We start from the raw sequence: 23,114 nt of genomic DNA, 5'->3' as shown, positions 1-23,114 counted from the left end.
GTTCATGGATATTCGTGAGTCTGTTTTGCCCGGAATCGGGATGAAGTATCAGGTGGATACCGCAAGCGGGGATCGCATCGTCATTGTCATACACGATGACGGAAGGCGGGAACTCTATCATTTTTCGTATGAGGATTATGACCAAAGCATTTCCATGGTGACGTTGGAGGATCAAGAGGCCAGGCAGTTTGCCGCGCTTGTCGGGGGCATGGTGTATAAACCGAAGCAGCTCGAAAGCGTCGAAATGGCTTTTGATGATCTGACCATCGAGTGGTACCGGATTGAGCCTCATTACGGCTGTATCGGAAAGTCGATCGGTGAACTGAATATCCGCCACACGTCGGGTGCATCGGTCATCGCTCTCATGGATAAAAAAACGGGTAAACAGGTGAATCCCGGTCCGGAAGCCGTGCTGAACGTAGAGGCGACCGTCGTTGCGGTCGGAGAGCGGGAGCAGCAAAAACGGTTCAAACAAATTCTAATGAACGGAAGCGGGTGAAAGGATGGAGCATCTTGTATTTGAAATTGGCTTGGCCCTCGGATTGATTGCGCTTGGCGGTTTGATATCGGCGAAGCTGCGCTTCTCGGTCATTCCGTTTTACATTCTGGTGGGGATGGCTGTCGGGCCTCATGCCATGGAGCTGTGGCATTTCGATTTCCGGTTCATCGACAGCGCCCCGTTCATTGATTTTATGGGGAGAATCGGCGTTTTGTTCCTACTCTTTTATCTGGGACTGGAGTTCTCGGTAGGCAGGCTGATTAAATCGGGACGAAGCATTGCGGTCGGCGGCTCGATCTATATCGGCATTAATTTTACTCTGGGATTGCTGCTCGGTTTTCTAAGCGGATTCCCGGTCGCGGAATCGTTGATCATTGCCGGCATCACGACCATTTCCTCCAGCGCGATCGTGGCTAAAGTATTGGTGGATTTGAAACGGACGGCGAATCCCGAGACCGAAATGATCCTGGGGATCATTATGTTCGAGGATGTTTTCCTCGCTGTCTATATTTCGATTCTGTCCGGGTTCGTCCTGAGCGATTCCAGCTCCCTCGGCGGCGTCCTCTTGTCTGCCCTGGTATCTCTTGGATTCATGCTGGCCGTAATCATTATCGGGCGCAAGGCGGTGCCCCTGCTGAACAAGTGGCTGCGGATCCGTTCGAATGAGCTGTTCGCGCTCGTGATTTTCGGTTCGTTATTTCTGATTGCGGGATTCTCGGAAACGATTCACGTTGCAGAGGCGATCGGTGCGCTGCTTGTCGGATTGGTGCTGGCCGAAACGGAGCATGCCAAACGCATCGAGCACTTGATCATGCCTTTTCGGGATTTCTTCGGAGCCGTATTTTTCTTCAGCTTCGGGTTGTCGATCGATCCATTATCGCTTGGTGGTAACGCGATCTGGCTGGCGCTCGCTGCAGTCGTGGTGACTTTAATCGGGAACTTCAGCGCCGGAATGTTTGCGGGAAGAACGGCGTCTTTATCGCCGAAGGCGTCCGCAAATATCGGTCTTACGATTGTATCGAGAGGGGAATTTTCCATTATTATGGCCAATCTCGGCAAAGACGGCGGCCTGATGGATATATTGCAGCCCTTTTCGGCGATCTATGTGCTTATACTGGCGATTCTCGGTCCCCTTATGACGAAGCAATCCAAACCGATATTTTTCATGCTGAACCGTTGGTTTAAATTCAAAGACAGGCGCGTGCCGAATGCCGTTCCGAAGGATGAGCTGCTATAACTGCATCATCTGATGTCACTTGCGTGAGTGAAGGGGGATAGACGATGACCTCTATGGATAAAGATCTATGCGTGACCTTGAAACGGGATAAACCGATAAACAACGGGGACCAAGGCAGCGGCAGGAAAATGGTGCTGCAGTCTGTACTGGGCGGAATAACGGCAGCGGTCGGCCTTGAGATGTTTCTCCATCCGCATGACTTGATTGCAGGCGGTATAACCGGGATTTCCGCGTTGGTGTCCTTTCACACCAATGATCCTTTTGCGGTTTTGCTGATCGTGTTCAACCTGCCAATTCTGCTGCTGTATTGGCTATCCGGACAGTGGCCGGCACTGATTAAGGGAGTTCCCGGGCTGCTTGCCTTCGCGGGGGCGGCGTTCCTGCTTGGGCCTGTGCCTCCGGCAAGCAGTGAACCGGTCATTGCTGCTATGGCGGGCGGTCTATGTCTGGGGATCGGTGCTGGAATGGCTGCAAAAGCAGGAGGATTGCTGGACTCGTTGGGATTGGAATTGCGTGACCGGGGGATAGGGCTGCCCATGCGGCTGATCTCACCCAGGTATTTTACGACAGGCCGGTTGCTCCTCTGTCATGGCTGTGTGCTCGTTATTGCCGGCTTGTTGATGGATTGGGAGAGAACCCTGTACTCAGCACTGGCTTGCATGGCTGCATATGAGGCATCCGCTTTCGTGCTGTACGGAACAGAACGAATCGTGCTGGCATCTGTTGCGAATCCGAAAAAGTTTGATGAGATGGTGCAGCGCAGACTGCGGCTGAACAGCGGATTGCCTGTGCAGCGTAATTTTGTTGAGGAAGAAAGTCCCGTATATTTAAAATATAAGCTGCATGTCTGGGACATTCCCCGCTTTAAGGCGGTAACGAAACAAGCGGATCCGAATGCGGAGGTGATCATTCTGGATCAGGTCCGCAGCCAGGCTCGCCGATCCGGTGATTGAAACGGGAATCCGTTGGATATGCAAAAGCCCTGTCCATGACAGGGCTTTTGCACGTGGGATAAGACGACTAATTTTATCATATCCAAAAGAGAATACGCGCTTGACATACCGACTGCCGGTATGTATGATGAAATTACATCAAACCGTCGGTCGGTATTGAAGGCGGTGAATCTTTTCGTAGGTTGATCCTGATCGGATATGATGAAAAATGGAGGGTAATGATCATGAATCAAATGTGGATCGGAGTGCTGGTAATATTGATTCTTGCCGCAAGGCAGCTGAACGCGAAGCCAATGAAAAGAAGCTTATTTGTTCTTCCTATAATTATGTTTGGGTATGGATTATATTTCTGCGCTTCTTCGGGGGTGCAAACCGGGGAAGCCGTTTCGCTTGCCATCATGACTGTGATGAGCTTGGCTGTCGGTTTCGTTCAGGGTCATCTCACGCGGGTGTATCAGCATAATGAAGTCTGGATGATCGCGGGTTCATGGCTTTCGGTTGCTGTATGGCTGTTTTCGCTGCCGATCCGATTTATTGTCAAATACGGTTTCATTCACCTGTTCAACATTCCGGTCGTTTTGACGGGGGATCGGATGTTTGTTCCGTTTCTATTCGCCGTGGCCCGGATCGTCCTCGGAAGAGCGATTTATTTTGCGGTGAAATATCCCGATGAATTTATGGAGGCAGCTTCCATGTCGCGCTACGAAAGACGGAGCCGCCGCAGAGCCTATAGAAGATACTAAACAGAAAACTCCAAAGCTTCTTCAAAGCTTACTGAAAAGTCCGTGCTGACGGGCTTTTTTGCATGTGATGAGAGAAAAAAGTGACGCATAACAAGTGGACGTGACTCCTGAGCTTGTATTCCGGTGGGCTATGAGGCTGATTCAAGCTAAATATTCACGTGTAACTATTCTTAAGCTGACATATCTGTTCGGCTCCTTTTTTCATATCAGAATACTTAATGAGGTGATACCTTAATGAACGCAGAATCGTTTGTTTTCCGAATCAATGACAAGAGCTACAAGGCAGAGCCGGGTCAAACCATCCTGCAGGCATCCGGGGATACCTATATTCCAAACGTCTGCTATCATGAACAATTGGGTCCGATTCAGACATGCGATACCTGTCTCGTCGAAGTGGACGGGGAATTGATTCGCGCTTGCGCGACGGAGGTGCGGCCTGGAATGCAGGTTCGCACCGATACAAAGCTGGTGAAGAATGCCCAGGAGGAAGCGATGTCCCGCATTCTCGAAAACCATGAGCTGTACTGCACGGTTTGCGATAACAACAACGGAAACTGCAAAGTACATAATACGACGGAGTTTCTTGAGCTCGACCATCAGAAATACGAGTTCAAAGAAAAGCCGTATGAAAAGGATATGACGCATCCGTTTTACCGTTACGATCCCGATCAGTGCATTTTGTGCGGCCGCTGCGTGGAAGCCTGTCAGGATCTGCAGGTGAACGAGACGCTCAGCATTGACTGGAGCCGAGAGCATCCACGCGTCATTTGGGACCAGGATGTTCCGATCGACGAATCCTCCTGCGTTTCCTGCGGACACTGCGTAACGGTATGTCCATGCAACGCCTTGATGGAGAAATCCATGATCGGTGAAGCCGGGTATTTGACCGGAACCTTTGCCGATGTATTGGAACCGATGATCGATCTCACGAAGGAAGTCGAGCCCGGTTACCGCGATATTTTCAAAATATCTGAAATCGAAGCTTCGATGCGGGATTCGCGCATTAAAAAAACAAAAACGGTATGCACCTACTGCGGTGTCGGCTGCAGCTTCGAGGTATGGACCAAGGGCCGGCATATTCTGAAAGTGGAGCCTAACGAAGAGGCACCGGTCAACGGGGTTTCAACCTGCGTCAAAGGCAAATGGGGCTGGGATTTTGTGAACAGCCAAGAACGGTTGACGAAGCCGTTAATCCGGCAGGGGGACGAGTTCGTCGAAGCCACTTGGGACGAAGCCATGAACTACATCGCTCATCATTTGGGCAGCGTGAAGGAGCAGTTCGGCCCGGATTCGATCGGATATATCGCCTCGTCCAAGTGCAGCAACGAAGAGAACTTCATCTTCCAGAAATTCGCTCGGGCCGTCATGGGCACGAATAACGTGGATAACTGCGCCCGGTACTGCCAGACACCCGCATCCAAAGCGCTCCTGCGGACGGTAGGATACGGCGGGGACTCCGGTACGATTCAGGACATCCAAAGTGCAGGGCTTGTCATCATCATCGGAGCGAATACGGCGGAATCGCATCCTGTTCTCGCGACCCGGATCAAGCGGGCCCACAAGCTTCACGGCCAGAAGCTGATCGTTTCGGATCTGCGGACAAACGAGATGGCGGAGCGCGCCGATATTCATCTCCATCCGAAGCACAGCACCGATTTGATATGGCTGAACGCCGTGACCAAATACATCATTGATCAGGGCTGGGAAGCTCGTGAATATATTCAACAACGCGTTAACGGCTATGACGAATTTGTCCAATCGCTGCAAAAGTATACGCTGGAATTTGCGGAAGAGATGACCGGAATATCCAAAGAAACCTTGATTCAAGTGGCAACGATGATTCACGAGTCGGATTCGACATGCATTTTATGGGCGATGGGCGTCACCCAGCATAAGGGCGGTACGGATACAAGCACGGCTATCTGCAATCTGCAGCTGGTCACAGGCAACTTTGGCAAACCGGGCACGGGAGCTTATCCGCTGCGTGGACACAACAACGTACAGGGAGCTTGCGATTTCGGAACGCAGCCGAATGTTTTTCCGGGTTATGAATCGGTTGAAGACGACGAGATTCGCGGACGTTATGAACGCGCATGGGGCGTGGAGCTTCCCAAGCATACCGGTTATAACAACCATGAGATGGTTGATGCCATTATGGAGGGCAAGATCAAAGCCATGTATCTGTTCGGCGAAGACATGGCTCTTGTCGACGCGAACGCCAATCTGGTTGACGAAGCTTTCAGCAAGCTGCAGTTCTTTATTGTGCAGGATGTGTTCTTCTCCAGGACAGCAAGATATGCGGATGTAATTCTGCCGGCGGCGCCAAGCTTGGAGAAGGACGGAACGTTCACGAATACGGAAAGACGCATTCAGCGTTTCTATCAAGTCTTTGAGCCGATGGGCGATTCCAAGCCGGACTGGGAAATCATTCAAATGGTGGCCAATGCAATGGGAGCCAATTGGAATTATAAACATCCTTCCGAAATTATGGATGAGGCATCCGTCTTGGCTCCTCTATTCGCGGGGGTGAGCTATGAGCGCCTGGAAGGGTGGAATAGTCAGGTGTGGCCAGTTCAGCTTGACGGTACCGATACGCCGCTCTTGTATCAGGACAGCTTTAACTTTCCAGACGGCAAAGCCAAGCTGTTCCCTGTAGATTGGACGCCACCGCATGCGTATGATCAGCAATATGACCTGCATATCAATAACGGCCGTTTGCTGGAGCATTTCCATGAAGGGAATATGACCTACCAATCCGAAGGCCTGAAACATAAAGCACCGAGAGCGTGGCTTGAAGTCTCGCCGGAGCTTGCAATCGAACGCGGTATTTCGGACGGAGCAATCGTGCGTCTGACGTCGCCGGAAGGATCGGTCAAGCTGCCTGTACTGGTGACGAATCGTGTGAAGGGCAACGAATTATACCTTCCGATGAATACGGACAGCCGTAACGAGGCGATTAACTTTTTGACCAGCAGCGATCATGATCAAGTGACGGATACGCCGAACTATAAGGAAACGGCCGTCTCCATGGAAGTGCTATCCTATGACGGCGAGCTTCCTCTGCCTAAATCCAATCACCGTATCGATACGCAGCGGAACCCGCAAATCGGCGTTCGCGTGGAGGACAAGTGGAACCGGCCTGATTTTGTACAGGTTGCCGAAGTCGTACGGAGAGAGGAGGTCTAACCATGGCAAATCCAATCACTCGCATTAACCGCAAGGTCCCGACGGAAGCGGAAATACGAGCCCAAGAAATGGAGCGTCTCGCGGAGGGGGCTGCCAAAAGCCATCCGGGACTGCTGATGTTTATGGACATTGTCCAAGAAATGTACGAAGCGGGATATTTGGAAATTGTGCAGGGAATGGTCAAAAACCGCGAAAAGGTTCTGCCGTACGCGTTCGATTTCATTAAAGTTTCCGGCATGCCGATCGTAATGAAAAACGTGATATCCGGCCTCCAGTTTCTGGGGACGCTGGAGCCCCAAAAAGTGCAGCGCACCATGAATGCGGTTAGCCACGGTTTGAACAAATCGCTAGATGTGGATATGGATGGGGAGAATAAGGGCTTTTTCGATCTGCTTAAGATGATGAAGGATCAGGATGTGAATCGTTCGATTACGATGCTGCTCACGTTCCTGAAGAGTATGGGGCAGCATCTTGGGAATTCACAGCAGGAAGTCAACCGAGAAATGAATCAGGATAAGCAGGATATTATGGATGAAATGTAGTCCGAATTCAGAAAAGATTCTATGATGAGAATTCATGTGATATGATGGAAGAAATCAGCATGATCCAACGAAGGGACCTATATTATATAGGCCCCTTTTGTATACATAACCTCAATTCAAGCGAATGGGAGGCACCGGAGTGTATGGAAGCAACACCGATCCGCAAGCCGATTCGAAGGTCTAAATGGAGATTGCTGCTGGGGACGGCGTATTACAGGGGAAAACGATATTGGGAATGGAGCTTTGGTTCAGTTCGATTTGCCCATAAAAGAACGAAGGAGCCGCTTCCCTACCGGATATCGGAACATCGGACACCCATGCTTAGACAACTGAAGGACGTAGATATGTGGATGCAGCATAATAAAGTCACCAATTTGAAGCTTGCAACGGAGCGGCTTCAGGGGTTGACGATCATGCCTGGAGAAACCATGTCATACTGGAAGCTGATCGGTAAGCCGAATCGGCGCAAGGGGTATGTGGAAGGCATGGTTCTATTTTACGGCGGCTTTAAACCGGGAGTTGGGGGCGGGTTGTGTCAGCTGTCCAATCTTCTCTATTGGATCACACTGCATACCCCGCTTGAGGTCACCGAAAGGCATCGTCACAGCTATGACGTTTTTCCGGATGCCAACCGGACGCAGCCGTTCGGAAGCGGGGCGACCTGCGCCTATAATTACCTGGATCTGCGGATCAAAAATACGACGGATGAACCTTATCAGCTCATCCTCGGGATGGAGGATGGAATGTTAACGGGGGAGTGGAGATCAACCAAGCCGGCGCTTTACCGTTATGAAATTTATGAAAAGCAGCACCGGATTTCACAGCATTATTGGGGAGGATATGAGCGCTATAACCGGATTCACCGGAAAATATTTAACTTGGACGGCGAGCTGGTCGCCGATGAATTCGTTACTGAAAACCGGGCGCTGATGATGTATCAGCCGTTCCTGGAGTCCGGAAGCTGATTTGTAGACCGGTTCACATCGTTCAGGTTAAGGATTGTTTAGATCCCGATGCCGAGTATAATAGAAGGAAAGGAAAAGGAGGCGAATCGCATGAATACGGTACCGGATATGATGGACCCGAATACGGAACATAACACGGATACCTGCTCAGGTGACCATTCGGAACGAAAGAGTCATCATTCAGAGAAGGTAAAGAACAGTCTAATCAGCCGCTTGAACCGCATTGAGGGCCAGGTTCGAGGCATCAAGGGACTGATTGAAAAGGATACGTATTGTGATGATGTCCTGAATCAGATTGCCTCCGTACAATCCGCATTGAACGGTGTGGGGAAGCTGCTGCTGGAGCATCACATGAAAAGCTGCGTGGTCCAGCGCATCCAGGAAGGTGACCAGGAAGTATTAACGGAGCTTATGACGACGATGAACAAATTGATCAAGTAAAACGTAAAAGGCCGCCATGGGCGGCCTTTTTTGTGTTGTCAGCTGCAATAACGGCTCAGACGGCTGAGAAGGCGTAAACAGGAAGCGATTGGATATCGCGCCCAGCGGTGGAATCCTTGAGCATCTGAATTTGAGATCGGAGGAGATCCAGACTTTTAGCCGGCAGATGAGGAATCCCTTGGAACTCTTCCTCTGCATCAAGCAAAACCTTGTCCACTTCCCATTGACCGTCCTGAAGCTCAGGAGATGATATCGATGCTTCTTGAACCAGGGTCCAGCCCGCTTGTTGGACGAACCGCTGGATGTCGGATGGCGTGAAAAGCGTGCGAACGTTGGATTCGCTACTGTTCTTGAAGGACTCGTACTGGGCTTGAATGAGTACGGCCAAAAGATGAGGATACTGCTCGATCCGCTGCACCCGTGTATCCCACTCCGCAAAGCAAAGCTGTTTGCCCCACGCTCGTACTCTCCGCAATAGCTTCAAAAGCTCCTCTGGAGAACTTAAATACCAGGAACAATGGGAAAAGACCACAAAATCGAAAAAGGCATCCGGAAAATCCGTGTCGGATGACAGAATATCAACTTCAAATTCCATGTGAATCTGATGTCCCAAAGGGGATTTCATCAAGTAATCGGCGGAATCGCCGATCGTGATCGGTGCCCCGTAATCTGGGGGTCCGATATCAATTCCATGCACCAAACCGGTAGAACCTGCAAAATAAGCAAGCACGGCTGTCGTATCACCTTGACCGCAACCGATTTCAAGCACTTTGGCGCCTTCATGTATTCCCCAGAAACGCGTTAATTTAATGCGATGCTCGGTCTGAGTCATTTGGACGGCGGCCCCGCCGCTTATTTGGGCAGAAGCCATGCATTTAGTTATGAAGCCAGTCACATCGTTTGTCATGGAATCCCTCCTTGTTCAGGTTTCGCTACCCGATATGAATATCATTATACAGGAATCCACTCTCTAGCTGGTTCATGGTAGAATAGAAATCATACGCGAGTTAAACCTCATTCGTTCATTTTATATACACAGAGAAAGCGGTGGTAGCATGAGATTTACGCAGCAGGAAATTGACCTCATCCGTGCCCAGTCCAGTCGAATGGAGCAGGAAGGAGAGATTACCCCGGAAGCACTCCAGTACATATACGATAAAAAGCTGTTTCACCTGTTCGTTGCCGATGATCTGGCGGGGAATATGACTTCGCTGCCGGAAGCGATCCGCATTTTTCAGGAATGCGCCCGAATTGACGGGAGTTTTGGCTGGTTGGTTACGATTGGAGCGGGCGGCGGGTATTTCGTTCCATTCATGACGGAGGAGATCGGGCGTAAAGTCTTCGCTGATCCGCATGCCGTCATTACAGGCAGCGGGGCCGTGACCGGAACAGCACGGAAAGTGGAAGGAGGATACCGGGTCAGCGGGCGCTGGAAATACTGCAGCGGTTCCACGCATGCGACAACCTTTACGGCGAATACAGTGCTCGAGCAGGAAGATTCGGCAGATTCCGGAGCCGAGCGGCAGCTTGTCACGATCATTATGGAGCCGGGACAGGTTGAGATTATTAAGGATTGGAATACTTTTGGACTTAAGGCCACGGCAAGTCATAGCATGGTGGCCACCGAGGCATTCATTCCCGAGGAAATGACCTTTTCCTTTGATGAGATGCGGTCGCATCAGGATGAGCTGCTGTACCGTTATCCGTTCCTTCCTTTTGCGCAAACCTCGTTTGCCGGCGTGGCGATGGGGCTTGCAGATCGTTTTGTGGAATTGGCGGAGCAGCACCTTCGGGAACGGGGGAAAGAGCAGGTTCTAGCTGCGCTGGAGGATCAGAAGCAGGAGTTCGCCCGCCAGAAGGAAGCCTTTTATCTCGTGCTGGACAAGTCCTGGGAGGAACTAGGACACAAGGGCAAGCTTTCGCCGGAGATGGAGCAGCGCATATCATTCGAGTGCGTTACGGCTGCCAGAACATCGTTAGGCTGTGGTCTGCGCCTGTTTCCGCAGCTGGGATTGGCGGCATGCATGGAGGATACCGATGTGAATCGAACGTGGAGAGACCTACAGACCGCGTGCCAGCATGCGCTGCTGCGCGAATAGTGTATTCCGAAAACGGCTGATAGCCGTTTTCTTTTTTTTCGGCAGGAGCTTGATCCGGAGCATATTTCTTTTACAAACAACGATCGAATAATTTACGGATCAATAATACTCGGCTTGTATGATGAAGGAAGGAGAGGATTTATCCTATATCGGAGGGAGAGAATGGAATGAAACTGGCTTTGATCGGAGATTTGCATTACCACGAAATCGACACCGCGATTCCTGGGCTGGCTGAAGCCCGTTCGGCATTCTATTCCAATGTGCTGCAGCAGTTTATGAGTCTGGACGCCGATTTGTATATTTCGATGGGGGATCTGACCAATTACGGCTTGAACTCAGAGCTGAAGGAAGTATATGAGCTGCTGGGCCAGCCGGGCAAGCGGTTTATCCACGTCCTCGGCAATCATGATTTATACGCACAGCCCAGACAGAACGTACTGGAGACGACCGGTCAGCAGCGCTACCATATGCTCGAAACCGATGAAGCGATGCTAGTCTTCCTCGACACGGCCAAAGAGATGGATTATACAGATTGGGGCGGCTGGCTGGATTTCGAACAGCTGGAATGGCTGGATACAAAAGTCGTCCAATCCGGTACTAAACCGCTGCTTGTATTCGGGCATCACCCGGTTTACCGGACAACAGCCGGGTCGGATCGGGACATGGGCTCCATTCATCCGACCATTAACATCTGGAACATTCTCAACCGTAATCAAGGGATCGGCATATATTTTACCGGACATATCCACATGGACTCCATTGTCCAGCAGATGGATTGGTCCTTCGTGCAAATGTCTGCTTGTCTTGATCAACCGGGTTTCCGCCTGGTCGATATAGGGGAGGAATGCATCCGAATCACGGCCGTCGATGTTACCGACCCGCGCGTTCTCGACAGTGCCCCGGTACTTCACCAGCATATGAAGCATTTCTCGCCGACGCCTCATGCACGTGGCAAGGAAAAAGACCGTGAACTGCTGCTGCAGAAGCTCGAGAAACCGGTCATTTCATAACCGGAGGGGCAGGGAAGCATGACTTAATCATAACGTTTTCAGAAAAAACACATGACGCATTAGACATATGGGCGTATAATTTTCTCCATGTCTAGATTTTGTTGGAGGAAGTGAACTTGAGATGCGTCAACATCATAAGACGGTTCTGCTGCTGGCTTTTCTGATCTTGGTGTGGGGAATTAACTGGCCATTATCCAAGTATGCGCTGCAGTATACACCGCCTGTGCTTTTTGCCGGGCTCCGTGCTCTCATCGGGGGACTCCTGCTGGTCATCGTGGCTCTGCCAAAGTATAAGAAGCTTCAGTTCCGCCGGAACTGGCCCATATATCTAATATCGGCTTTGCTCAGTATCGTGCTGTATTATGGCGTTCAGACCATCGGTCTGCAGTACACGCCTGCGGGTCTTTTCTCCGCCATCGTATTTTTGCAGCCGGTGCTGCTTGGGCTCTTTTCCTGGCTTTGGCTTGGGGAAAGCATGACACGACAGAAAATGCTGGGCCTGTTCATCGGCTTCGCAGGCGTAGCGACGATGAGCGCCGGAGGAATGACGGGGAATATTTCGACGATCGGCATTATTCTAGCGATCATCACGGCTTTAACTTGGGCACTCGGAACGGTATACGTGAAGAAGATCGGCCATAAAGTCGACTCACTGTGGCTCACCGCGATGCAAATCACGATCGGGGGCGTCATATTGTTGGCAGGCGGAAGCGGCTTGGAATCTTGGTCAGCCATAACATGGAATCTGCCGTTCATTGCGGATACCATATTCATTGCCATATTCGTCATAGCGCTCGGCTGGTATGTTTATTTCAAACTAATCCATGAGGGTGAAGCCAGCAAAGTCGGCTCCTATACATTTCTCATACCGCTCGTTTCCATTGCTTCAAGCGTCATGTTCTTCCATGAGCATGTGACGTTTAACCTGGTGGTCGGCTTGCTGCTGATTCTTGCCAGCATCATTCTCGTAAATGTCCGATTCCGCAGAACGGATAAGACATCATCCCCAGCTTAAGCGATAAGGGGCGAAGCATGCGCTAGTTCGAGCGTGATTGAACCAGGAGATCTCCGGAAACGGGGATCTCTTTGTTTTTGCCGGAGGTTATCCTAACGGGTCCGATTGATGCTAGAGTGCCTATGAGGTTTAAGATGTGCGAGTTTTGCCCCAAAATATTCTCATCCCTTTTTCATATTTCTCATTTATAATGAGTCCGTAGGGCAGCCATAAAAGGAGAAAACGATGAAGCGAATATTAATTATAGAAGATGAAAAAAGCCTTGTGCGTTTTATTCAGCTGGAGCTGGAGCATGAGCAGTTTATCGTCCAAAGCGCGTATGACGGAAACAGCGGTCTGAGTCTTGCACTTTCCGAGGAATGGGATTTAATCCTGCTGGACATCATGCTTCCCGGAATGAACGGCGTGGAGGTATGCCGCAAAATCCGTGCGGTCAAACGAACTCCCGTGATCATGCTGACGGCCAGAGACCGTCTGGAGGACCGGGTTTCCGGTTTGGACAGCGGGGCGGATGACTATATAGCCAAACCCTTTGATATCGAGGAACTGCTTGCGCGCATGCGTGCGGTTTTTCGCAGGATCGAGCTGGAGGACCGGCAAAGCCAGGAGCGGATCGCGTTCCGTGGGCTGACGATGGATCTGAATGCCCGAACGGTGGAGCATCATGGAGTTGGCGTCGTGCTGACCAAGCGCGAGTTCGATCTTTTGGCCGTCTTTATGAAGCATCCGAATCTGGTGCAGACGAGAGATATGCTGCTGGATCAGGTGTGGGGATACGATTCGGAGGTTGAAACCAACGTTGTTGACGTATATGTAAGGTATTTGCGAAATAAGCTGGACGATCAAGGTGAAGAAAGCATGATTCAGACCGTCCGCGGAATGGGATATGTACTGCGATGACCAGACGGATAACGATGCTGCTAAAAAAGCTGCCGATGATTTGGAAGCTCATGCTTGGTGCGGCGCTGCTTATTTTTATGCTGTTTGCGACCTACAATTTTTCGCAGTATTTGGTGCTGAAAAATTGGATGATGAAGCAGGAGCAGGATACGCTGCATACGATGATGTCCCAGGTTCAGGCCTTTGTTCAAGATAAAACGGGCACGGTGGATTCTTTCGGAGATAATGAAACCAAATCCTATATGAGAAACATGCTGGGCAAAAATCAAATGATTCGGATCCTGAACCACGACGGTCAGGAGCTGCTGCTCGTATCGAGCCATTTTAATCCGGAGTGGGTTCGCCCCGCTGCGGATAATGGGCAGAAGCTGCTCGATATCCGGCATGATGAAGATCATATCCTCGTGTACCGGAGTCCTTTCTCATCCGGGAAGGTTCAGGGGACGATCGAAATTGCCAGCAACCTGGAGACCTTTGATCATTTCAACAAAACGCTCCTGCTGGTCATGGTGATCGGAGGGGTACTCGCCGTCTGCATTAGCGCTTTGAGCGGATGGGCTATTGCCAAGCAATTTCTGCGGCCGATCAGGGCACTGGCAGGGACGATTCAAAATGTCAAAGAGAAAGGCCTGCAGGAACGCGTTGCCGTGATAGAAAACGGAGATGAGCTTTCAGAGCTCATCCGGCTGTTCAATGAGCTGATGGATCAGCTCGAAATTTCCTTCAAGCAGCAAAAGCAATTCGTGGACGATGCCTCCCATGAGCTGCGTACACCGATTACGATTCTGGAAGGCCATTTGAACATGCTGAACCGGTGGGGAAAAAAGGATCCGGACATTCTGGAGGAATCGATTGGAGCCTCGCTGCAGGAGGTACGCAGACTGAAAGGACTCGTGCAGGAGCTGCTCACCTTAACGGGAACAGAAAGTTTACCTCTGCCGGACCATATCGAAGTTGTACGGATTACACCGTTTGTGGTACAGACCGTTAAGCGGATGGAAGCCCTGCATCCGGATTTTGCCTTTGAATTGGATCTGCCGGAACAAGGCTGTCTCGTGAAAATCAATCCGCTGCATTTTGAACAAATTCTTTTGATCATATTGGATAATGCGATTAAATATTCGGAAGATGATAAACGGATCAACATCCGTTCCCGGGCTGAACGGGGCATGGTTAGCATCGTCGTCCAGGATCATGGCATCGGCATCCCCTCCGAAGAGCTGCAGTATGTTTTCGACCGGTTTTATCGCGTAGATAAAGCGCGCAGCCGGGAAATCGGCGGTACAGGCCTGGGACTGTCGATTGCCAGAAATCTCGTGCAGCACTATCAGGGCGATATTCAGATGATCAGCGTGGAGAATGAGGGGACACGGGTGGACGTTCATTTGCCTGACCAACAAGAAGGCTAGCCTCATTCCAATCTTTCTCATCAAAATCTCATCCTTCTCCTGTAAGGTATAAAAAGCCGGAAGGTGATCCGGTGCAGCAGACCTACAGAAGGAGAATGTACATGAGTATCGAACAGATGGACTACCAATTATTTCATGCTATTAACGAGTGGGCTGGAACCGCTCCTATGCTTAATCCGCTGATCCGTTTTTTAGCCAAAGATGCGTTCTATGTTTTCTTTATCGGATTATTAGCATACTGGTTTATGAGAAAAGGGAACCATCGGAAGATGGTTATTGAGGCTGCTGTTTCACTCTGCATTGGGCTGGCCTTCAGCTGGATTCTCGGCCATCTTTTTTATCGGAATCGTCCCTTTGTCGCCCATGCGGTGCTGCAGCTGATCGATCACCCTGTCAACGCTTCTTTTCCAAGTGACCATGCGCTCGGGGCATTTGTCATAGCAACGTCGATCGGCATTTACCGAAGAAAAGAAGGGATACTGTGGTGGATATTAGCAGCTTTGATTGCCATTTCACGGGTATGGGCAGGCGTGCATTATCCAACAGATATTATTGGAGGAGCAATCATCGGTATTCTGGTAGCTTGCGGTGTGCATTCAGCTGTCAGCCGCTCACGTTTGTTATCCCGCTGCATGCTCGGATGTATCCAGATCTATGAGACTTTCGAAGCAAAAATTTGGCCCGGTTCCAAAAGGAATGAACAAAAATCTGCCGCCCAGGGGAAGTGACTGCTATGAAGCGAACAACACCGCTAGCGTTATTATTGATCCTCGTTCTGTGTTCCTGTACGAGCCTGGAGGGCAGCAAGGGTCCCGATTCCCAGAAGGATCAAGGCCAGCATTCGTCTGCAGACATGGCAAAGACTACTCAGCCCCATCCCAAGAGCCAGACTAAGTCCCGGAATACGATCAAGGACGCTCCGGATCACATCGTCATCGTCGTCGAGGAAAACCATTCCGAGCAAAAAATTATAGGGAATGCTGCCGCACCTTACATGAACGCCTTGGTGAAGCAGGGAGCGTACTTCACGAATTCCTATGCCAATACCCATCCCAGTCAGCCGAATTACCTGATTCTTTTCTCAGGCTCCAACCAGGCTGTTACAAATGACTCTTGCGGGCATACGCTAAATGCGCCAAACCTGGCAAGCGAGCTAATTCGAGCGAAGTATACCTTCGGGGGATATTCCGAGGATTTGCCGTCTACGGGTTCAACGGTTTGCACGAATGGAAAGTATGGCCGAAAACACAGTCCTTGGGTAAACTTCAAAAATGTGCCCCAATCCGCCAACATGACGCTGGCCAGCTTTCCGAAGGATTATCATCTGCTTCCTACGGTTTCATTCGTCATTCCAAATCTGGATCATGACATGCATGACGGAAGCATCAGCTCGGCAGACGCTTGGCTGAAGTCCAACCTGGGTGGTTATGTAGAGTGGGCGAAGAAGCATAACAGCCTGTTCATACTGACCTGGGATGAAGATGACTACGGAAGCCGGAACCATATTCCGACCCTGATGATTGGAGAGAAGGTGCAGGCGGCTCAGCTAGACCAGCGGATCACCCATTTAAGCGTGCTGCGTTTGCTGGAGGACTTCTATCACCTGCCGTATCTAGGGGAGACATCCAAGGCGGAGCCTATTCTGAACTTGTGGAAACCTTGAATGGCTCGATTTCATATCCAGTTCGCATTAAAGGGAGATGAACCGTATGAACGAACAGCTTCAAGATATGGACATGTTTTTGCAGACGATGCACAGACTGGAAGACCGGATTAAAGAGCTGATCCGAAGCTCGGATTTATCCGAGAAACAGCAGCAGTTTATTTTGAATCATATTTTGGTCATCCCTGGTCTTGACCCTTCCATAGAAGAATAGCCTCATGCAATAAAAGGCCGTCGATAATCCTAATCGACGGCCTTTTATTGGGGTGGATAAAATACTGATTTGGCGCATTGGTCAGGGATACAAATCTTTGATTTACAGGAACAAGCGTTCCTGTTATAATGTTACACACATACATATGAATACAGATTGAAGTATACCCTCATTTCATTTAAAAGGAGATGGATGGTCGTATGAGCCGCACCGCGCTTCTAGTCGTAGATGTACAGGTTGGCATGTTTCCGGAGACAGATCCGGTATATGACGGTAATATTTTGTTGGAGCGGATTCAAGGTTTGATTGAGCAGGCAAAAGACAGCGGCGTTCCGGTCATCTTCGTTCAGCATAATGAAGGTCCCGGTGAGCAGCTGGAAACGGGTACGGCCGATTGGGAAATTCATCCTTCCATCGCACCGGAGCCAGGGGAGCTGCTTATCCAAAAGCGTGTCCCGGATTCTTTTCATGAAACGGAGCTGCAGGAGGTATTAACAGAGAGGGGCATCGAACGTCTCGTGATCACCGGCATCCAGACGGATATATGTATCGAGGCGACAAGTAGACGCGCCAGCGAGCTCGGTTATGATGTCACGGTCGTCAGCAATGCGCATAGCACTTGGGGCCAAGGCGAACGAACGGCTGCCCAAATTATTGAAGAGTATAACGGTAAGTTCCGTTCCTATGCGACGCTGGAGGAAGCGTCTCAAATTTCGTTCTAAATCATATAGAATTATGAGGCTATATTTTGAAATGCCCGCCGGATGTGAGCAATAATATACGATGTGCAAAACAAGGAGTGTTCATTCATGGCAAACCGGCCTTCATTCGAAGAGTATAACGAGTATTTCGGGAGATATATCGACTTGGTTCCAGAGGGGAATATCGTGGAAATCCTGGAACATCAGCTACGGGAAACGGATCAGCTTTTCTCAAGCTTGACGGCTGAGCAGGCGGATTATCGTTACGCGGAGGGAAAATGGAGCTTGAAGGAGGTTCTGGGCCATATTGCGGACAACGAGCGGATCATGAGCTACCGATTGCTTCGGATTGCCCGGGGCGACCAGACGCCTTTGCCTGGATATGACCAGGATATACTGATGGATGGAGCCCCATTTGAGACAGTAACCCTCCCGGATCTTCTCGCCGAGTACACGTACGTGCGCCGCGCTACAATAGCTCTGCTGCGCGGGCTGCCTGATGAAGCCTGGACCCGTACGGGAAATGTCGCCGGCCGCGAATCCTCGGCCCGGGCCTGGGCTTATATCTTGGCAGGACATGAGCTTCATCATGTGAACATCATTCGGGATAAGTACCTGGCGTAAGGTACAAACGTCGTTTTCAATACCACTAAGCTGCGATTCGGGTCGTGCAGTCATGCAAAAACGGGGGGTTCTTGACAGAGCCTCCCGTTTTTCTATGAGGAAGCAAAGGTATGACACTCATATCACAATCTTGCTTTTACATTCGCGAAAATCATCTTTCCGGCCGTTTTCGGGATATAATGTGTTTGAAGAGGTGATCATCGATGACAAGGACACAGGCATCAGAGTTTCTGACCGATGAGCAGTGGCAGGCGATTATTCACAATGATGCGTCTTACGACGATACATTTTTTTATGCGGTCAAATCTACCGGCATCTTTTGCAGGCCTTCCTGTAAGTCAAAGGTGCCCAATCGCGACAATGTGCGAATTTTCCGCGAGGCGCAGCAGGCGATAAGGGAAGAATATCGGCCCTGCAAGCGCTGCAAGCCTACCGGTGAACGGCTCCCTGATAAGGAATGGGTCGCGGTCATGATGGAGTATATGGACAAAAATTATTCGAAGTCACTTACCTTGAACAACTTGGCTGATGAATGCCATGGAAGTCCGTATCACCTGCACCGGACATTCAAGAAAATGATGCATATGACGCCGGCGGAATATTTGATGAACATTCGGATCGGCAAAGCCAAACAATATTTACTGGGTACCGGCATGAGCGTTTCTGATATCGGAGTCACGGTCGGTTTTCCTCACGCCTCCTATTTCATTGCTCAGTTCAAGAAGAAAACAGGGATCACGCCTGCCGAGTACAGACGACAGTCTTATGAAGATCAGGATTAACGATGGAGGTGTTCGATTTGCAAGCACAATCGGAACAAATCATGTATTGGACGGTGCTTCAGTACAAGGATTGGAACATGCATATTGCAGCTACCAAACGGGGGCTTTGTTACGTCGGTTCGGCGAACCAGCCTTTTGAGGAAATGGAAACATGGATATCGAAGCATTTCAACCGTTACATTCTGGAGCGGAATGATTCGGTTATGGAGGCTTATGCTGCAGAGCTTTGCCAGTACATGGAAGGAAAGCTCGCCGATTTCTCCATTCCGTTCGATTTGTCAGGAACGGCGTTTCAAAAAACGGTATGGGATGCGCTGCTTCATATACCATACGGAGAAACCCGCTCCTATTCGGACATTGCCCACCAGATTGGCAAGCCGGCATCGGTCCGGGCGGTAGGCACCGCCATCGGCGCGAATCCGGTGCTGATCTCGATCCCCTGCCACCGCGTTATCGGCAAGAATGGCGCGCTGACCGGTTACAGAGGGGGGCTTGAGATGAAGACGAGACTGCTCCAGCTCGAAAGGGAGAGCGCTCGTGTTCAAGTCCGGGAAAAATGAGCGCAACTATAGAAACGGATGGCATGATGGGATTGATCCCTAGAAGGAGTCCTTATGGCATATAAGATTGAACATAAAATACCTAAATCGATGCTGAATAAAGGAACCGGTTTCCTCTCGGGCTATACGCATTCATTAAATCCATATTCGGGCTGTTCCTTTGGATGCTCATACTGCTACGTTCGGCAAATGCCTGTTTCGATCTTCCGCGGTTTGCCATGGGGCAGCTGGGTGGATGTGAAGAAAAACGCCGCTGAGGTATTCCGGCGTGAGCTGCTCCGAGCCCAAAGCAAAGGGAAAGTCACGATTTTCATGTCCTCCAGCACCGATCCCTACCAGCCTGTTGAGGCCAAAGAATGTATTACCCGATCTCTCCTGGAGGTCATGGTTCAGATACAACCCGATTTTTTGCTGGTTCAAACCCGAAGCCCGCTGGTCAAACGGGATGTGGATTTACTGACGCAGCTTGGAGACCGTGTAAGAGTCAGCATGACGATTGAAACCGACCTCGAGCCTATACGCCGTCATTTTACGCCCGGTACGCCCTCCATTGAAGCGAGGCTGCGAACGCTAAAAGTCATCAAAGCGGCCGGAATACCGGCACAGGCAACGATCGCGCCCGTACTGCCCAGCAGTGAGAACTTTCCGGACAAGCTGCTGAACGTGGTGGACCGGATATGTATTGATGATTATTATATGGGGGACGGAAGCGGTGGCAAGAGAACCCATAGACTTGGATTGAAAGGCTTATATGAGGAGCTGGGCTTATCCGACTGGTATCAGCCTGATGCTTACAAGCGGGTGGTGGAGCGGTTCCTTCATGTTTTTCCTCCAGAGCATGTGCGCATCAGCCAGGAAGGATTTGAGCCTTGATTAGGAGGCAAGACGAAGCAGGAAAGGCGGCGGGAATCAGCGGATATGGAATCTTCCTTTTTTCAATACGGTGATGTGGAAATAAACGGTTTGATTCAGGCGGATGCGGTTCTGGGTGAAGCGATCGGCCACATCGGTAAAATCGAACGTGCTGTCATGCCGGATTTGTTCGAAGCGTTGATTTATGCGGTGATCGGACAGGTGATTTCCGTCAAGGCTGCCCGTTCAGCGTGGATCCGCCTGCAGAATGTTCTGGATGTCATCACGCCTGCAGACGTAGCGGCTAGCACGCCAGATATGATTCAAACCTGCGGCATAACGATGAAAAAGGCGCAGTGCATTCACCGCATCGCTCAGCGCATCACAAACCATGAGATCGAATTGGATGATCTCCGGCTGCTGCCTGATGAAATCGTCATTGAGCGGCTGACCTCTTTCGAGGGAATCGGGCGTTGGACGGCCGAAATGCTATTGCTGCATTCACTGCAGCGGCCTGACATCGTCAGTTGGGGGGACATCGCCATCCGGCGCGGGATGATGAAGCTGTACGGCATGGACAGTTTGAGCAAAAAGCAATTCGACTATTATAAGCAACGCTATTCGCCTTTCGGCTCGGTTGCTTCGATTTATCTTTGGGAAATTTCGAATGGATAGAGCTTGTCCCGGGATCGATCGTTCCGCAAGCTAATCAGGTAAGGAGAATGACTTATGGATTTTAATATTCGCGAGGAATTGCTTGTATTGGCAGACGAGGAGTACCGGAAGTTCTCGTCGGCGCTCATTCCGAACATATCCAATATAATTGGCGTCCGGTTGCCTGAACTTCGCAAGCTTGCCAAGAAGATCGCGTCAGGAGACTGGCGGGGGTATTTACGGGAAGCGCCCAGTGATTATTTTGAAGAAATCATGCTGCAGGGCATGTTAATTGGATACATTCGAGCGGATGTTGAAGAGAAGCTGCAATTCGTGGCCGATTTTGTGCCTAAAATCGATAACTGGTCGGTCTGCGACAGCTTTTGTACAGGGCTGAAGTTCGCCAAAAAAGAGCAGGATCGGGTATGGGAGTTTCTGCAGCCTTACTGGATGTCCGACAAGGAATATGAGATCCGGTTTGGCCTCGTCATGCTGCTGAATTATTTCGTCCATGACCCATATATCGACCGGGTTCTATTCGCCATCGATTCGATCGATCATGAAGGCTATTATGTCAAAATGGCAGCGGCTTGGGCGCTGTCGATCTGTTATATCAAGCTGCCTGATCCGACCCTCGCATATCTTCAATCTGCGCGCATAGATGATTTTACGTACAACAAGGCGCTGCAAAAGATTGCGGAATCCTATCGCGTCGACCCGGAGACGAAGAAGCGGATTCGAAGCATGAAGCGAAAAGCCGCCACGCCGCACGCCTGACGCGTTACTTTGCTGGAAGCCATACCTTTAAGCGCGTCAAATTAGGCGTTACGCTTGCAACTTTTCTTGATGGGCCCCCGTCAAAGATATCAAATGAAAATAGTAACAAAAAGGGGCGGTAACCATGAAGAAATGGATAGGTATAGCTATGATGGCCGCGTTGTTATCTTCGACCATGCTGTATCCCAAGCACACGTTCGCAGCAGATTCCTTCAAAGATTTGACGACGTCCGCGTACAAGACGCAGATTGAAGCTTTACAGAATAAAGGAATTCTGCATGGCATGAACCAGCAGGAATTCAAACCGCAAGCCGTACTGACGTATGCGCAGGGAATCCAGATGATCGTGGACTCGATGCAGCTCAGCTTGGCCAGCATCGATTTCAATAAAGCGCCGGAAGCTAAAGCCTTGTTCAGTAACATCAGGAATGATGCCTGGTTCGCGCAGGCGTTCATCAACGGACATTACAATGGCCTGGATATCCCGGCGGATATCGATCCTCAGAAGCCGATGACGAAGGAGCAGTTCACGCATCTTTTGGTTCAGGCGCTGGAGAAAACCGGAGAGTACCCGCTGATTAAAATCTTTATCCAGATCCATGATGAGCAGGACATTACGCCTCCATATCAAGGAACCATACAGCGTTCGCTGATCTACAAGATTACCTCGCTGGACGAGAACCAGAACTTCAATCCTCAGCATGTCATGAAACGGGATGAAGCGGCAGCAATGGTGTTCGATGCGGTTCAATTCGTTGAAAGCCACAAGGACAAAGCAATCAAGTAAGGAAATGCATAAGAAGATATTCCGCCGTTTAGGCAGCGGGATATCTTTTTTTAAGATTAAAGAATTTATAAATTTCAGCAAAGCTGAACCATTCTATAATCGCAAGAAAAACTTTAGCTAATCGCAGTCTGTCTTCTTTGAAGGTACGTCGATAGACGTTTTTTTATAACCTTCCTGGTCTATGATATAGCGTACAAATGAAGCTGTGTGATGGATGCATTTTATATGAATTTGCGTAATTTTGGTTGATTAACCTCGTAAATTCGGCCAATCATCCGCACGCATCCGTTCATAGAATAACGTGAAATCGTTAATAGGAGGTGCATGGCGATGTCTGAGGTAGGTGGAGCATTTCGCAACCCTGGTGCAATCTTGGTGCTGTTTATTCTATTGGTAATCATCCTCGCTTCCGGTTGTTTTGGCGGTAGAGTATATTAGTCGATGAAGGTCTCAAATGTTTACGAAAATGAGAATATATGCTATAACCTTAAAAGGTTGATT

General features: G+C 50.1%; 25 protein-coding genes. 24 read left to right on the top strand and 1 reads right to left on the bottom strand.

The features are described from left to right. Nucleotides 1-4: 4 nt before the first annotated feature. From PCH05_RS09295 to PCH05_RS09260, 8 genes are all read left to right on the top strand, one after another. On the top strand, nt 5-499 hold the full coding sequence (locus PCH05_RS09295) for a cation:proton antiporter regulatory subunit (RefSeq protein WP_127602105.1): 495 nt from the start codon (nt 5-7) through the stop codon (nt 497-499). 4 nt (nt 500-503) lie between these two features. Then, complete coding sequence (locus PCH05_RS09290) at nt 504-1,736, top strand: cation:proton antiporter (protein WP_127602104.1); 1,233 nt, start codon at nt 504-506, stop codon at nt 1,734-1,736. A gap of 44 nt (nt 1,737-1,780) precedes the next feature. Next, nucleotides 1,781-2,689 (top strand): YitT family protein, encoded by a 909-nt coding sequence (locus PCH05_RS09285; protein WP_127602103.1) that lies wholly within the window; start codon nt 1,781-1,783, stop codon nt 2,687-2,689. Between the two features lie 224 nt (nt 2,690-2,913). Then, a complete protein-coding gene (locus PCH05_RS09280; RefSeq protein ID WP_127602102.1) occupies nt 2,914-3,432 on the top strand; it encodes a hypothetical protein in 519 nt (172 codons plus the stop codon). A 234-nt stretch (nt 3,433-3,666) separates the two neighbouring features. Then, entirely contained in the window at nt 3,667-6,618 is a 2,952-nt protein-coding gene (fdhF, locus tag PCH05_RS09275) for a formate dehydrogenase subunit alpha (protein ID WP_127602101.1), read from the top strand. Between the two features lie 2 nt (nt 6,619-6,620). Beyond that, on the top strand, nt 6,621-7,160 hold the full coding sequence (locus tag PCH05_RS09270) for a helical membrane plugin domain-containing protein (RefSeq protein WP_127602100.1): 540 nt from the start codon (nt 6,621-6,623) through the stop codon (nt 7,158-7,160). 143 nt (nt 7,161-7,303) lie between these two features. After that, entirely contained in the window at nt 7,304-8,125 is an 822-nt protein-coding gene (locus tag PCH05_RS09265; RefSeq protein WP_127602099.1) for a VanW family protein, read from the top strand. Between the two features lie 108 nt (nt 8,126-8,233). Further along, nucleotides 8,234-8,566 carry a metal-sensitive transcriptional regulator gene (locus PCH05_RS09260; RefSeq protein ID WP_246049440.1) on the top strand — a complete coding sequence of 111 codons (333 nt, stop codon included), beginning with the start codon at nt 8,234-8,236 and terminating at the stop codon, nt 8,564-8,566. Nucleotides 8,567-8,621: 55 nt separating this feature from the next. On the opposite strand, the gene PCH05_RS09255 is transcribed toward PCH05_RS09260, so the two are convergent. Beyond that, nucleotides 8,622-9,473, bottom strand: coding sequence for a class I SAM-dependent methyltransferase (locus PCH05_RS09255; protein WP_127602098.1), 852 nt, complete (start codon nt 9,471-9,473; stop codon nt 8,622-8,624). Between the two features lie 148 nt (nt 9,474-9,621). Here PCH05_RS09255 and PCH05_RS09250 point away from each other — a divergent pair, with 148 nt between their 5' ends. From PCH05_RS09250 to PCH05_RS09180, 16 genes are all read left to right on the top strand, one after another. Further along, nucleotides 9,622-10,665, top strand: a complete 1,044-nt coding sequence (locus tag PCH05_RS09250; protein ID WP_127602097.1) for an acyl-CoA dehydrogenase family protein — start codon at nt 9,622-9,624, stop codon at nt 10,663-10,665. A gap of 167 nt (nt 10,666-10,832) precedes the next feature. Next, nucleotides 10,833-11,675, top strand: a complete 843-nt coding sequence (locus PCH05_RS09245; protein ID WP_127602096.1) for a metallophosphoesterase family protein — start codon at nt 10,833-10,835, stop codon at nt 11,673-11,675. Nucleotides 11,676-11,796: 121 nt separating this feature from the next. Further along, nucleotides 11,797-12,690 carry a DMT family transporter gene (locus tag PCH05_RS09240; protein WP_127602095.1) on the top strand — a complete coding sequence of 298 codons (894 nt, stop codon included), beginning with the start codon at nt 11,797-11,799 and terminating at the stop codon, nt 12,688-12,690. A gap of 225 nt (nt 12,691-12,915) precedes the next feature. Further along, nucleotides 12,916-13,590: a response regulator transcription factor gene (locus PCH05_RS09235; RefSeq protein WP_127602094.1), complete on the top strand. Its 675-nt coding sequence runs from the start codon at nt 12,916-12,918 to the stop codon at nt 13,588-13,590. A 14-nt stretch (nt 13,591-13,604) separates the two neighbouring features. Beyond that, on the top strand, nt 13,605-14,999 hold the full coding sequence (locus tag PCH05_RS09230; protein WP_164766596.1) for a HAMP domain-containing sensor histidine kinase: 1,395 nt from the start codon (nt 13,605-13,607) through the stop codon (nt 14,997-14,999). Between the two features lie 101 nt (nt 15,000-15,100). After that, nucleotides 15,101-15,727: an undecaprenyl-diphosphatase gene (locus tag PCH05_RS09225; RefSeq protein ID WP_164766595.1), complete on the top strand. Its 627-nt coding sequence runs from the start codon at nt 15,101-15,103 to the stop codon at nt 15,725-15,727. Between the two features lie 5 nt (nt 15,728-15,732). Continuing rightward, complete coding sequence (locus tag PCH05_RS09220; RefSeq protein WP_246049430.1) at nt 15,733-16,662, top strand: alkaline phosphatase family protein; 930 nt, start codon at nt 15,733-15,735, stop codon at nt 16,660-16,662. 46 nt (nt 16,663-16,708) lie between these two features. Further along, the gene (locus PCH05_RS27235; RefSeq protein ID WP_164766594.1) at nt 16,709-16,876 is read left to right on the top strand and encodes a hypothetical protein; all 168 of its coding nucleotides are present in this window, start codon (nt 16,709-16,711) and stop codon (nt 16,874-16,876) included. Nucleotides 16,877-17,076: 200 nt separating this feature from the next. Then, the gene (locus PCH05_RS09215; RefSeq protein WP_127602091.1) at nt 17,077-17,598 is read left to right on the top strand and encodes a cysteine hydrolase family protein; all 522 of its coding nucleotides are present in this window, start codon (nt 17,077-17,079) and stop codon (nt 17,596-17,598) included. An 87-nt stretch (nt 17,599-17,685) separates the two neighbouring features. Further along, entirely contained in the window at nt 17,686-18,201 is a 516-nt protein-coding gene (locus tag PCH05_RS09210; protein WP_127602090.1) for a DinB family protein, read from the top strand. Nucleotides 18,202-18,404: 203 nt separating this feature from the next. Further along, nucleotides 18,405-18,983, top strand: coding sequence for a bifunctional transcriptional activator/DNA repair enzyme AdaA (locus tag PCH05_RS09205; RefSeq protein ID WP_127602089.1), 579 nt, complete (start codon nt 18,405-18,407; stop codon nt 18,981-18,983). 17 nt (nt 18,984-19,000) lie between these two features. After that, nucleotides 19,001-19,543: a methylated-DNA--[protein]-cysteine S-methyltransferase gene (locus PCH05_RS09200; RefSeq protein WP_281278752.1), complete on the top strand. Its 543-nt coding sequence runs from the start codon at nt 19,001-19,003 to the stop codon at nt 19,541-19,543. Nucleotides 19,544-19,597: 54 nt separating this feature from the next. Beyond that, nucleotides 19,598-20,416, top strand: a complete 819-nt coding sequence (locus PCH05_RS09195) for an SPL family radical SAM protein (RefSeq protein ID WP_127602087.1) — start codon at nt 19,598-19,600, stop codon at nt 20,414-20,416. Nucleotides 20,417-20,461: 45 nt separating this feature from the next. Continuing rightward, nucleotides 20,462-21,070 (top strand): DNA-3-methyladenine glycosylase family protein, encoded by a 609-nt coding sequence (locus PCH05_RS09190; RefSeq protein ID WP_127602086.1) that lies wholly within the window; start codon nt 20,462-20,464, stop codon nt 21,068-21,070. Between the two features lie 54 nt (nt 21,071-21,124). Continuing rightward, complete coding sequence (locus PCH05_RS09185; RefSeq protein ID WP_127602085.1) at nt 21,125-21,826, top strand: DNA alkylation repair protein; 702 nt, start codon at nt 21,125-21,127, stop codon at nt 21,824-21,826. A gap of 124 nt (nt 21,827-21,950) precedes the next feature. Next, entirely contained in the window at nt 21,951-22,613 is a 663-nt protein-coding gene (locus PCH05_RS09180; protein ID WP_246049429.1) for an S-layer homology domain-containing protein, read from the top strand. Nucleotides 22,614-23,114 lie beyond the last annotated feature (501 nt).

The sequence above is a fragment of the Paenibacillus chibensis genome, from assembly GCF_004001045.1.
Lineage (GTDB): Bacteria > Bacillota > Bacilli > Paenibacillales > Paenibacillaceae > Paenibacillus_AQ > Paenibacillus_AQ chibensis.
Note: the sequence above shows the minus strand (reverse complement) of the source record. Positions and strands in the feature narration are given on the sequence as shown.